Origin of the sequence: Kitasatospora sp. MBT66, assembly GCF_000710405.2 — a bacterium.
GTDB lineage: Bacteria > Actinomycetota > Actinomycetes > Streptomycetales > Streptomycetaceae > Kitasatospora > Kitasatospora purpeofusca.
The window spans coordinates 88144-99326 of the sequence record NZ_JAIY01000015.1; the positions used below are offsets into that span (position 1 = coordinate 88144).

Sequence of the window (11183 nt, forward strand, 5' to 3'; positions counted from 1 at the left end):
TCGGCGCGGTGCCGGTGCCGAGGGGGCCCGGCGGTCTGCACCGGCGTGTTCCCGGCGCGGCGCTCGCCGCGCTCACCGGCCGCGCGGCGGCTCCGTCGGCTCCCGCGGCTCCGCCGCTGCCGACGGTTCCGTCCGTACCGGCGCAGGCCGCGTCCGGGCCGCGGACCACCGCCCTCCCGCTCACCGCCGCCGATCCGGACACAGCTCTGCTGATCCGGGTCCGAACCCTTCTGGAGGCCAGACTTTGAACCACTCTCCGCCCGCGATGCCCCCCGCACGGCCATGAGGCGGGCGCTCAAGCAGCGTGTCGGAAGGAGACAACTGATCGCCTTGGAGACCGAGCTGCTGGCCGAACTCCGCGCCATCAAGCACCGGGTACCGCATCTCGCCGGCGGTCTGGTGGCCAGTGTGGACGGCCTGCTGGTCGCCCACGACACCCACGGGACCGAGCCCTCGGGCCTGGCGGCGATGACCGCGGCCTCGCTCAGCCTGGCCCAACGGCTCGCCGACAGCACCGGCCAGGGCGAGTTCCGGGAGTCGCTGGTCCGCGGTGAGCACGGCTATGTCGCCACCTACGCGGCGGGAGGGAGCTGCGTGCTCACCCTCCTCGCCCACCCGGACGCGAACGTCGGCCGCCTGCACCTGGAGGCCCGCCGTTCCGCCCAGCGCATCACCGCGCTCCTGAACGACACCCTCCTGCCCAAGGACGCCCGGGAGTACTGACACCCGTCCCGGGCTCCCGGCGGGCCGATTCATCGACCTGCCGCTGTAACGACCTGCTGCCGTACCGACCTACCGCTGTACCGACATACCGACGTACTTCCCTACCGACCCATCGACGTAGCGACCCACCGACGTACTGACGTACCGACTTTTTCGGCGTACCGACGCACCGACGAACTGGAGACAGTGACATGACCGACGCCGCAGGCGCGCTCAAGCAGGCCATGACCGTGATCGAGGGCGCCATCGGCGCGGCCCTGGTCGACTACAACAGCGGCATGGCGCTCGCGACCCTCGACGGCCCCGGCGGCTTCGACCTCAACGTCGCCGCCGCCGGCAACACGGACGTGGTCCGGGCCAAGATGCGCACCATGGACATGCTCGGCCTGGGGGACGGGATCGAGGACATCCTCATCACCCTCAGCAGCCAGTACCACCTGATCCGCCCGCTCACCGGCCGCAGCGGCAAGGGCCTCTTCCTCTACCTGGCGCTGGACAAGGGCCGGGCGAACCTGGCGATGGCCCGCCATCAGCTCGTCAAGATCGAGGCCGAGCTGGAGGTCTGACCGGCGTCCGTCCGGCGGCCCTACTCCTCGGTGACCGTACTCCCCGACGGCCGACCGGACCGAGCAGTGGTCCGGTCGGCCGCCGGGGCGGTGTCGTCCGCGGGCCGCACCCGGGACCGGCGGGACGCCGCCCGCCCCGGGGCCGGACCAGGACGGCTCAGCCGGCCGGGTACCCGCCGACCAGTTCGGCCGGGCCGCCCGGCCGGTTCCGTGCCGCCAGCGCGGCCGCAGTCCGCGCCCAGAGTGCGGGCGCCAGCAGTGCCCGCGCCTCCGCCGGCGCGCAGAGCCGCCACTCGACCAGCTCCTCCGGGGCCAGCACGATCGACGAGAGCAGTTCCTCACCCACCGTGCCCCCGTCGAAGAGGTAGACCAGGCGGGCGGTGTCGCTGTCCGCGGCCGGATCGGCCGCCCGCCCCGGCATCCAGTCCAGGGCCAGCAGCCGGCCCGGCTCGCAGGACCAGCCCAGCTCCTCCCGGACCTCCCGCCGGGCCGCCGCCCGGGGCAGCTCCCGGTCCGCCTCGACACCGCCGCCCGGCAGCGTCCAGTGCGGTACTTCGCCGCCCGGAAGGTCCCACGGCCGCAGCCGGACCAGCAGGACCCGGCCCTCCCGGTCGGTGAACACCGTCCGTGCCTTGGCCCGGACCCGGGGGAGGCCGGCGTAGTAGGCGTCCCGGTCCAGCGGTGGCGGCGGGTCATCGGCCGGCGGTCCGCCCGCTGTCGGCGGCCACTGCGCGGACAGCTCCGACAGCCCCGTCGGGCCGGTGTACTCCGGGACCGGGCCGGGCGTCAGCACCTCGAGGACGTGCCCGACCGGGTGACCGTCCTCCAGCTCCAGCGGCCCGGCCGCGCGGGGCGCCCGCAGACAGGCCGTCACCCGCCGGGAGAGCCGCGGCGGCAGCGCGTGGCCCGCCTGCTCCGGCGTCAGCCAGGCCCAGCCGCCCACCTCGGCCCGGTCCGGCGTGAACGCCGCCGCCTGCTCCGGCGTCAGCGGCTCGGCCCAGTACAGGTGGGCGGCGATCGGCGGACGGTGGTCGTCCAGCGTCCAGTCCAGGCAGGCCAGCGGCCCCAGCCGGGGCGTGAAACCCAGCTCCTCCTCGATCTCGCGCACCGCCGTCCGCCGCGGCGAGCCGTCCTGCGGGTCCCAACCCCCGCCCGGCACCGCCACCGGGTGCCTCCGGTTGTACGGCAGCCGCACCACCAGCACCCGCCCCCGCCCGTCCGGGAACAGCACCCCCGCCGCCGCCAGCAACTCCTGCCCCGAAGCCCTCGAAGCCTCCGCCGCCATCCGTACCCCCTTCGTCCGTCCGGTCACGTGTCACGACACCCCGCCCCACCGCCCCGGTTCCCCGCCGTCCCGGTTCGCCCCTCCGCCCCGAGTCAGGTCGCCGTGGGGGTGTGGCGTGTTGCCGCGTGTACGGCCATCGTCCGGAGTCGCGTGAAGTAGAAGGCGCAGTAGGCCGAGTCGATCAGGGGCACGATCCGGTCGAGGTCGGTGATGCACGCCCAGAGCCTGGCAATGAGACCGTCGTCGAGCCTGTCGTTCAACTCCCGCTGGACCAGGCCGGCCACGTCGGCGTCCAGGAGGGCCAGCTCCACACCCTCGATGTCCACGCCGCGGAAACTGTCGGGGTACGGGGCGCGCAGGTGTTCCTCCCACAGCCGGGCGAGTCGGTCCTCGGGACTTTGCCGGCCGCTGCCGGTAGCTGTCGCCTCTGCCGCAGCCGGTGGGCGAAGGAGCAGAGAAACCGCCTCGAAGACGGCACGCACCATGGCGACGGCCATGGCCGGGCGGAGCGCGGCACTGGTCACGGTGCCCTGCGCGAGTCGGTCGCGCAGTTCCTGTCCGCGATCGAGTTCGGCCGCGAGTTCGGCCGGGACGAGCCCTGCGTCGCGGGCCCGCTCGATGAGCACCGGGAGCGGTCCGTCGACGCCCAGGCGCCCGGCAAGCAGGTGCTCCAAGGCGAACAGGGAATGCGTGACGGCGACGGTGGCGAACTCGTACCGGTAGTAGGAGTGCCGGATGAGCTCGCGGGACGTTTCCAGTGCGCTCATGACGTACATCGACGCGTCGGCGGGCAGCACCAGGTCGGCCACCAGGGCGTCCATGCCGGCGAAGTCGAGAACGATGTCGCGGGCACGCGGGTCCGGTGCGGGCAGTGGGAGCGGGCCGGGGAGCGGCGGCAGGGTGTTCACCGGTGCAGTCCTGTCATACGGACGCGCTCGGTGGCAACGGATTTACCCGGGGCGGTTGTTGACCCCGCGGCCCGGGGAGGGCGGCGAGGGCGGTGGTGGTGGCCCGGGTCATGCGGTGGTCCTGGCGGTCGGTCGTGCCGCGCAGGCGGGCGAAGCCCTCGACGGCGGCGAGGGCGAGCAGGCCCGGGAGGAGGTCGGTGCTGCGGTCGAGGACCCAGCGGGTGCCACGGGTGGCCATCCACCAGAGGTCGGCCAGGGTGCCGGGCGGGGGTTCGGCCGGTGCCGGGGTGGGGGCGGGGCCGAGGGGGTGGTCGGTGGTGGCGAGCAGGTCGTGGAACCCGCGGGCGATCAGGTGGTGGCCCTCGGCGCTCGGGTGCAGGCGGTCGACGCTGAGCAGTCGGCGCTCCGCGGTCCACGGCAGCTCGGCGAGGTGCAGGTGGACGGCGTGGTGGCGGACGGCGAGCGCGTGCACCACAGTGTTGACCGCGCGCATCCGCCGGGCGAGCGGGCGGGCGAGCGGTCTGGGCAGCCGCAGCAGGGTGCCCGGGTCCGGCAGGCAGGCCGTCAGCACCACGGCGCCGCTGTCGGCGAGTCGGCCGAGGACGGTGTCGAGGGCCAGGGTGGTGCGCTCCACGTCGAAGCCGGACCGCAGGGTGTCGTTGCCGCCCGCCACCACGGCCGCGAACTGCGGGCGCAGCGCGAGGGCCGCCGGCAGCTGCTCCGCGGTGAGGTCGGTGGTGAGCGCGCCGCTGCGCGCGAGGTTGGTGAACTCGACCCCGGTCTGCGGCGGGGCCAGCGACCGGGCGAGCAGGGCCGCCCAGCCGCGCCATCCGTCGGCGATCGGGTCGCCGATGCCCTCGGTGAGGGAGTCGCCGAGGGCGACGAACCGCACCGCTTCGCCGGTCGTTCGCCCGCCCGGGCGGGCCGCTCCCCGTGCGGCACCGGGTACGGTGTCGCCTCCGCCGTCCCCGTCCACCGCCGCGATCGTGTTCATCGCACCTCCCACCGTTCCCGGGCCCTCCGGCCCGGCCGTTCCCTGCCGTTGTTGTGCCGACCTGCTGTCGTGCTGTCCCGTTGTCCCGCTGCTCCGTTGTGCGTCGGAGTGGGAAGTCGGCGGGATCGACTTCCCACTCCGCCCGACTCCCGACGCCCCGCGCCCGGGGTTCTCAGCCGGCCGTGACCGGGGCCGCGCCGTGGGCGGCGAGGAAGGCCGCGACCGCCGTCGGCCAGCCGTAGCGTTCGGCCCGGTCGCGGGCGGCGGCGCGGCGGGCCGGTTCGGGGCGGGCGAGGAGTTCGCGCACCGCCTCCGCGAAGCCCGCGCCCGTCGGCTCGGCGGCCACGCCGGCGGTGCCGACGAGTTCGGGCAGGGCCGAGCCCCGGTTGACCGCGACCGGGGTGCCGCAGGCGAGCGCCTCCAGCGCGGCCAGGCCGAAGGTCTCCACCGGCCCCGGTGCGAGCACCACGTCGGCGCAGCCGAGCAACCGGGCGACGGCCGCCCGCCCGGCCAGGTGGCCGAGGAAGTGCACGGGCAGTCGGCGCCGCGCGGCCGAGGCCGCGAGCCGGGAGCGCAGCGGCCCGGTGCCGGCCACCGCCAGCACGGCCCCGGCCCCGGCCCCGATCCCCGGCCCCGTGGAGTGGAGTGCTTCCAGGGCGTCGAGCGCGAGCTCGGGGCGTTTCTCGGTGGAGAGCCGGGAGCAGAGCACCAGCAGCACCTGGTCCGGGTCCGCGTACCGGGCGCGTTCGGCGGCCCGGGCGTCGTCGTCCGGCGGGCGCAGGGTGGCCAGGTCCACTCCGAGCGGCGCACGGGCGAGGTTCCGTACGCCCAGGCGGCGGAATTCGGCGGCGGCCCAGTCCGTCGTGCAGATCACCGTGTCGTAGGACCGGGCGGTCCGGCCGTTGAGCCGGTTCGCGGCGGCCCCCGCGACCGGGCCGGGCAGACCCCAGGTGCGCAGCAGTCCGACGGCGCTCTCGTGCGAGACCATCGCGGAGCGCACTCCGTGCCGCCGGGCCCAGGCGCCCGTCCAGCGCAGCGTGGTGCGGTCGGAGACCTCCAGCCGGTCGGGGGCGAGCCGTTCGAGTTCGGCGGCCACCGCCCGGCGGTCGGTGAGCAGCCGGTAGCCGCCGCTGCCGGGGAGCACCGGGCCGGGCAGGGTGACGACCAGCCCCTGCTCGTCCTCCTCGACGGCGCGGCGCTCCCCGGGCACGACGAGTACGGGGGTGTGCCCGGCGGCCCGGTAGCCCGCGCCGAGATGGCGCAGCGCGGTCCGCAGTCCGCCGGAGACGGGGGTGACGAAGTTGGCCACCCGGACGATCCGGAGCGGGCCGGTGGTCATGCGGGCAGTTCCTCCGTCAGCGGGGCGGTCGGCGGAGCGGTCGACGGCGAGGCCGGCGGTGCAGTCGGCGGCAGCGAGGTCGGGACGACGACCGGTGGCGGGACGGGGCCTGCGGTCAGGGCCGCATCCACCACGTCCGCCCCCGCCACGTCCGCGACCGCCACCCCGCGGTGCTCCGCCAGCACCTCGGCGTAGTGCCGCAGCAGCAGGTCCCCGACCGCCTCCCAGGTGCGCGCCGTCACCTCCGCCCGCCCAGCGCGCCCGTACGCGGCCCGCAGCTCCGCGTCCCCGGCCAGGGCCGTCACCGCCCGGGCCACCGCCGCGCCGTCGCGGGGCGGGACGAGCAGGCCGGTGCGGTGGTGCGCCACCAGGTCGAGCGGTCCGCCGGCGGCCGGGCCGATCACCGGGACGCCGCTGGCCATCGCCTCCTGGATGGTCTGGCAGAAGGTCTCCAGCGGCCCGGTGTGCACGAACACGTCCAGGGTCGCGAAACATCGGGCCAGTTCCTCGCCGGTGCGCCGGCCGAGGAAGACCGCGCCCGGCATGGCGGCCTTCAGGCCGGGAGCGGAGGGCCCGTCACCGATGACCACCACCCGGACGCCGGGCAGCGTCGCGGTCTCGGCCAGCAGGTCCACCCGCTTCTCCGGCGCGAGCCGCCCGACGTACCCGACCAGCACCTCGCCGCCGGGGGCGAGCGCCCGGTGCAGCGCCTCGTCGCGGTGGCGGGGGTGGAAGCGGGCCGAGTCCACGCCGCGCGGCCACAGCTGGACCCGGGAGACCCCGTGCGCGGTGAGGTCCTGGGCGGCGGGGGTGGACGGCGCGAGGGTCCGGGCGGCGAGGCCGTGGACGGTGCGGATCCGGTGCCAGGCGGCGGCCTCGCCGAGCCCGCGCCCGGCCCGGTAGGCGTGCGCGTACCCGGCCAGGTCGGTCTGGTAGACGGCGACGATCGGCAGGCCGAGCCGGGCGGCGACCTGCGCGCCGCGCGCGCCGAGCACGAACGGGCTGGCCAGGTGGACCAGGTCGGGCCGGTGGCCCTGGATCGCGGCGGCCAGCTGGCGGCTCGGCAGTGCGATCCTGACCTGCGGGTAGCCGGGCAGCGGGACGGAGGGCACACGCACCACCGGCAGCTCGTCCGGCACGCCGCCGGCGCCGAAGGTGTGCGAGGGGCTCTGCGCGCCGCGCGCGGGCGCCGGGGTGACGACGAGCGGCTGGTGTCCCCGGCGGAGCAGGTGCTCGGCGGTCCGCAGCACGCTGTGGGCGACGCCGTTGACCTCGGGGGGAAAGGACTCGGTGACGATGACGACACGCATGCCAGTGTTCTGTCCGGGTCCGGCGTGCAGGCGGCCAAAGGGATCTGTCGTACAAACGAACGCGGGTCGGCGAATTGTGCCACCGACCCGCGTCCCGCCCTCCCGGGGGCATCAGCGCGACGTCACCGAGACGTCAACGAGCCGCTCCGGCCGCTCCGGCGGCCGTCTCCTTCAGCTCCGCGTAGGGTGCGAGCTTGCGGATCGACTCGATGCTCTTGAGGCAGTCGTCCCGGTTCTCCTGCGGGTCGCCGGTCACCACGACCGTGCCGTTGCTCGCCTTGAGTCGGAACCGGTGCATGCCACTGTCGTCGGTGTACAGCTCGAACTTGCCGGCCATGGAGTGTTCGCCTTTCCTTCGGTGACCCCCTCGCAACGCAACGTAGGGGCAAATCCCTTGCCGCGCATGTCAGATGAGGCATCAGGGGGCTACTCCGAACGGGGCCGGGGGCTTCGGCCGGCCGTCGACGGTCCGGCCGGCCCCGGTCCGGTCAGTCGTGGTAGAGGGTGAAGGCGGCCGCCTCGATGGCGTCGGCCGCGGCGTCCCCCAGGAAGAGCCGGCGCAGCAGTCGCACCACGTCGTCCAGGGACACCTCCGCCTCCACCTGCACCCGGATCCGCGAGTCGCTCCGCACCTGGCGAACGATGTCGTTCTTCGACAACTCCCTGCCCATGACTGCTCCCTCGATCGGTCCTCCGTCGCGGTCGGTTCCCCGCGCCGTCGGTGCCGAGCGAACCACCTCACCGGGTGCGGGACTCGGTCAGCTGAGGGAAAGCGCCGGGTCCGGTCGCGACCGTTCGGAACGTGCCGCCTCGGGGCCGTCGCGGGGCCGTCGCGGGGACGTCGCCGTGCCGTCGCGCCGGTGGCACGACTGGCGGGGCCCCGAACCGTCGGCGCAGGCTGGGAGGGGGACGGCTCGGGGACCGAGGAGCACGGTTCATGGACGACACCGGGACGGAGGTCCTGGTCGTGGGCGCCGGACCGGTCGGGCTGACGGCCGCCGCCGAACTGCGCCGCCGCGGCGTCGGGTGCCGGATCGTCGACCGGCTGGACCGGCCGCAGCCGTACGCCAAGGCCGTCGGCATCCAGCCCCGCACCCTGGAGGTGTGGGAGGCGATGGGGCTGGTCGGCCGGGTCCTCGACGAGGCCGTGCCGCTGCTCGGCCAGCTCGTCTTCGTCGACGGCGAGCCGGGACCGCGGCTGGAGCTGGAGCTGCCCGCCGAGGTGCCGTACCGGTTCGCCGCGCTCCCGCAGGACACCACCGAGCGGCTGCTCACCGAGCACCTGGCCGGCTTCGGGACGCGGGTCGAGCGGGGCACCGAGCTGCTCGGCCTCGACCAGGAGGACGACCACGTCCGCGCCGAACTGGCGACCCCGGACGGTCCGGCCGTGCTGCGCGCGCGGTACGTACTGGGCTGCGACGGCGCGCACAGCCGGGTCCGCCGCGCGATCGGCGTCGACTTCGCGGGCGACGCCTTCCCGGAGCGGTACATGCTCGGGGACGTCGAGGTCGACTGGGACCTGCCCGGGGGCTACGGCGTGCGGTGCCTGCGCCGCACCGGTGACGGCGCGCCCGACGACGTGCTCGTCTGCATCCCACTGCCGGGGCGCCGCCGCTACCGGGTGTCGATGCTGGTCCCGTCCGGTCCGGAGGACGCGGCGGACGGCGCGGACGCCGGGGAGGTCACCCACGGACTGGCGGGCGGACGGGGGCCCGGACTGGCGGACATCCAGGCGGTGCTCGACCGGCTCTCGCCCCGGCCCGCCACGGCGGGGGCGCTGCGCTGGTCCTCGGTCTTCCGGATCAGCCACCGGCTGGCCGACCGGTACCGGGTCGGGCGGGTGTTCCTGGCCGGCGACGCCGCGCACATCCACCCGCCCACCGGGGCCCAGGGCATGAACACCGGCGTGCAGGACGCCCACAACCTGGCCTGGAAGCTCGCGCTCGCGCTGCGCGGGGCCGCCGCCGACGGGCTGCTCGACAGCTACCACGCCGAGCGCCACCCGGTCGGCGCGGAGGTGGTCGGCCGCACCGTGCGGCACGCCCGGGGCGAGGCGGACGTCGACGACCTCACCACGGTGCTGCTGCGCCAGGCCCAGCTGCTGGTGAACTACCGGGGCGGACCGCTCGGTGACGAGGACGACGCGACCGGCGCCGGACCGCGGGCCGGGGACCGCGCGCCCGACTGCACCGGGCTGGAACGGCCGCTCACCGCCTTCCCCCAACGGCTGTTCGACCTGCTGCGGGCCGGCCCGCACCACGCGCTGCTGCTGTACACGGACGCCGGGCCCGGCGGCACGGCGCGGGCGGAACACCTGCACGCGCTCGCCGACGCGGCCCGCGCGGCGGCACACGGCCTGCTGGACGTCCACGCGGTGCTGGCCGGGGACGCCCCGGCGCCGCCCGAGGGGCTGCTGCTGCCGTACGCGCGGGACGCCGCCGGATCCTTCCGCACCGCCTACGCCCCGGCCGACGGCGAGGCGTTCCTCGTCCGCCCGGACGGCTACCTGGCCACCCGGCTGCCCGCCCCGACCCCCGCCGCCCTGACCACCCACCTGCGCCGCACCTTCCGGTAGCCGACAGCCGACAACCAGGGCGACAACCAGGGCAGCCGCGCCGCAGGTCAGGTGCCCTCAGCGGGCGTTGTCGGAGGCACCGCCTAAGGTGGGAGACCCGTCCCGTCGAGAGGTGCCGCCCGCCGATGTACGCCCTGCACGCGCTCTGGCGAGCCGACGGCCGGCTCGCCGTCTGGGCGGAGGACGCGGCGGTGTACCGGGGTGATGCGTACGAGCCCGGGGACCGGGCCGACCGGGGTGGCACGGCGCACCCGTTCGCCTGTCCGGCCGGGGAGGTGGCGCGGCTGCTGGGGACGGTCGGGCCGGGGCTGGGGTGGCTGGCCGAGCAGGCTGTCGAGCGGTGGACGGGGCTGCTGCTGCCGAGCCTCGGCGGGCGGCCCGCGGCGTCGCCGGACCTGCCGGTCGGGGCCGGCCCGCGCGGGGTGGGGCTGAGTCCGTGGCGGGTGCCCGCGCTGCTCTTCGACCGCTCCCAGGCCGCCCAGCTGCTCGGCGCGCTGCACGATCCGCACTGGCCGGGCGCCACCGTGCAGCTGCCGGACGGCACGCCGGCCGAGCTGGCGTACGGCGCCTCGGTGCGCTGGCTGGCCGCCGTGCACGATCTGGCCTGGCGGCTGGTCGGGCGGGGGCGGCTGCTGCCGGTGCCGGTCGAGGAGGCGGGGGAGTGGTACGCCCGCTGGCGGCCCGCGCCGGACGCGCCGGCCCGCCGGGAGTCGGCCGCGCTGGTCGCGGGCTGCCCGCCGGTGTGCCGGGCCGAGTACCCGGCGCCGGCCTCCACCGACGGCAGGCCCGGCAGGCCCGGCACGGCCGACCGGACCGCGCCGCCGACCGCCGCCGCGCTGTTCACCGGGGTGCTCGACGCCCTGGTCGACCAGGAGGCCCGGGTCGCGCTGGCCGAGCTCGATCCGCCCGCGGAGCCCTTCCTCGCCGCCCTGCACTCGCCCGACGGACGGCTCGGCCAGGAGCCGCCCACCGGACTGCCCGAACGGCTCGCGGCCTGGCAGTCGGCGCGCCCGGCGGACGGGCCGCTGCGGCTCGACTTCCGCCTCACCGAGCCGCTCGGCCACGACGCCGACCCGGACGTCGCCGGCCCGGCGGTCGACGACCGTACGGACCCGGACGCTGCCGACTCCTGGCGGCTCGACCTGCTGGTCCGCGCCGTCGACCGCCCGTCCCTGGTGGTCCCGGCCGCCGCGCTGCGCCCCGGCGCCCGCGACCCGGCCCGGGAGGCGCTGGCGGACGCCGTCCCCGCCGGGGCCGGCGATCCGGTCGAGGCGTTCCACGAGGAGCTGGCCCGCGCCGTCCGGGTCGCCCCGGAGCTGCGCGCCGTGCTCACCGGCACCTTCCCCACCGAGGCCCGGCTCGGCCGGGCCGGCGCCCTGCGCTTCCTGCGCGAGGACGCGCCCGCGCTCACCGCCGCCGGCTTCGGCGTGCTGCTGCCCGCGTGGTGGCAGCGCCGCCCCCGGCTCGGCCTGGTCCTGACGGC

11 protein-coding genes and 1 pseudogene are annotated in these 11183 nt (G+C 76.3%); 5 read left to right on the forward strand and 7 right to left on the reverse strand.

The genetic code is table 11. The features are described 5' to 3' along the window. The 3 genes and pseudogenes from BI06_RS52970 to BI06_RS35560 form a co-directional block, all read left to right on the forward strand. Nucleotides 1-248, forward strand: a pseudogene (locus BI06_RS52970) (hypothetical protein); the annotation flags it as partial. A gap of 82 nt (nucleotides 249-330) precedes the next feature. Next, nucleotides 331-723, forward strand: coding sequence for a roadblock/LC7 domain-containing protein (locus BI06_RS35555; protein WP_369826319.1), 393 nt, complete (start codon nucleotides 331-333; stop codon nucleotides 721-723). Between the two features lie 191 nt (nucleotides 724-914). Further along, on the forward strand, nucleotides 915-1289 hold the full coding sequence (locus tag BI06_RS35560) for a hypothetical protein (protein WP_030396324.1): 375 nt from the start codon (nucleotides 915-917) through the stop codon (nucleotides 1287-1289). Between the two features lie 157 nt (nucleotides 1290-1446). Here BI06_RS35560 and BI06_RS47175 read toward each other — a convergent pair whose 3' ends face one another. The 7 genes from BI06_RS47175 to BI06_RS51625 form a co-directional block, all read right to left on the reverse strand. After that, nucleotides 1447-2574, reverse strand: coding sequence for an NUDIX hydrolase (locus BI06_RS47175; RefSeq protein ID WP_082558922.1), 1128 nt, complete (start codon nucleotides 2572-2574; stop codon nucleotides 1447-1449). 92 nt (nucleotides 2575-2666) lie between these two features. Further along, nucleotides 2667-3482 carry a hypothetical protein gene (locus BI06_RS47180; protein WP_233290419.1) on the reverse strand — a complete coding sequence of 272 codons (816 nt, stop codon included), beginning with the start codon at nucleotides 3480-3482 and terminating at the stop codon, nucleotides 2667-2669. Between the two features lie 13 nt (nucleotides 3483-3495). Beyond that, complete coding sequence (locus BI06_RS35575) at nucleotides 3496-4476, reverse strand: SGNH/GDSL hydrolase family protein (RefSeq protein ID WP_082558923.1); 981 nt, start codon at nucleotides 4474-4476, stop codon at nucleotides 3496-3498. 172 nt (nucleotides 4477-4648) lie between these two features. Beyond that, nucleotides 4649-5815 carry a glycosyltransferase gene (locus BI06_RS35580; RefSeq protein WP_043475266.1) on the reverse strand — a complete coding sequence of 389 codons (1167 nt, stop codon included), beginning with the start codon at nucleotides 5813-5815 and terminating at the stop codon, nucleotides 4649-4651. Next, a complete protein-coding gene (locus tag BI06_RS35585; protein WP_051742633.1) occupies nucleotides 5812-7125 on the reverse strand; it encodes a glycosyltransferase family 1 protein in 1314 nt (437 codons plus the stop codon). Before BI06_RS35585 ends, BI06_RS35580 begins: the two co-directional genes overlap by 4 nt. A gap of 133 nt (nucleotides 7126-7258) precedes the next feature. Next, the gene (locus tag BI06_RS35590; protein ID WP_030396318.1) at nucleotides 7259-7462 is read right to left on the reverse strand and encodes a DUF1508 domain-containing protein; all 204 of its coding nucleotides are present in this window, start codon (nucleotides 7460-7462) and stop codon (nucleotides 7259-7261) included. A gap of 151 nt (nucleotides 7463-7613) precedes the next feature. Continuing rightward, the gene (locus tag BI06_RS51625) at nucleotides 7614-7796 is read right to left on the reverse strand and encodes a hypothetical protein (RefSeq protein ID WP_030396317.1); all 183 of its coding nucleotides are present in this window, start codon (nucleotides 7794-7796) and stop codon (nucleotides 7614-7616) included. 266 nt (nucleotides 7797-8062) lie between these two features. On the opposite strand from BI06_RS51625, the gene BI06_RS35600 reads away from it, so the two are divergent. Further along, nucleotides 8063-9700: an FAD-dependent monooxygenase gene (locus BI06_RS35600; RefSeq protein ID WP_043475268.1), complete on the forward strand. Its 1638-nt coding sequence runs from the start codon at nucleotides 8063-8065 to the stop codon at nucleotides 9698-9700. A gap of 125 nt (nucleotides 9701-9825) precedes the next feature. Then, the coding region (locus BI06_RS51630; RefSeq protein WP_043475271.1) for an SNF2 helicase-associated domain-containing protein at nucleotides 9826-11183 on the forward strand (1358 nt) is incomplete at its 3' end.

Excerpts from the sequence above, each read along its gene's own strand:
- BI06_RS35560 (WP_030396324.1), top strand. The coding sequence starts at position 915 with ATGACCGACGCCGCAGGCGCGCTCAAGCAGGCCATGACCGTGATCGAG.
- BI06_RS47175 (WP_082558922.1), bottom strand. The coding sequence starts at position 2,574 with ATGGCGGCGGAGGCTTCGAGGGCTTCGGGGCAGGAGTTGCTGGCGGCG.
- BI06_RS35575 (WP_082558923.1), bottom strand. The coding sequence starts at position 4,476 with ATGAACACGATCGCGGCGGTGGACGGGGACGGCGGAGGCGACACCGTA.
- BI06_RS35580 (WP_043475266.1), bottom strand. The coding sequence starts at position 5,815 with ATGACCACCGGCCCGCTCCGGATCGTCCGGGTGGCCAACTTCGTCACC.
- BI06_RS35585 (WP_051742633.1), bottom strand. The coding sequence starts at position 7,125 with ATGCGTGTCGTCATCGTCACCGAGTCCTTTCCCCCCGAGGTCAACGGC.
- BI06_RS35590 (WP_030396318.1), bottom strand. The coding sequence starts at position 7,462 with ATGGCCGGCAAGTTCGAGCTGTACACCGACGACAGTGGCATGCACCGG.
- BI06_RS51625 (WP_030396317.1), bottom strand. The coding sequence starts at position 7,796 with ATGGGCAGGGAGTTGTCGAAGAACGACATCGTTCGCCAGGTGCGGAGC.
- BI06_RS35600 (WP_043475268.1), top strand. The coding sequence starts at position 8,063 with ATGGACGACACCGGGACGGAGGTCCTGGTCGTGGGCGCCGGACCGGTC.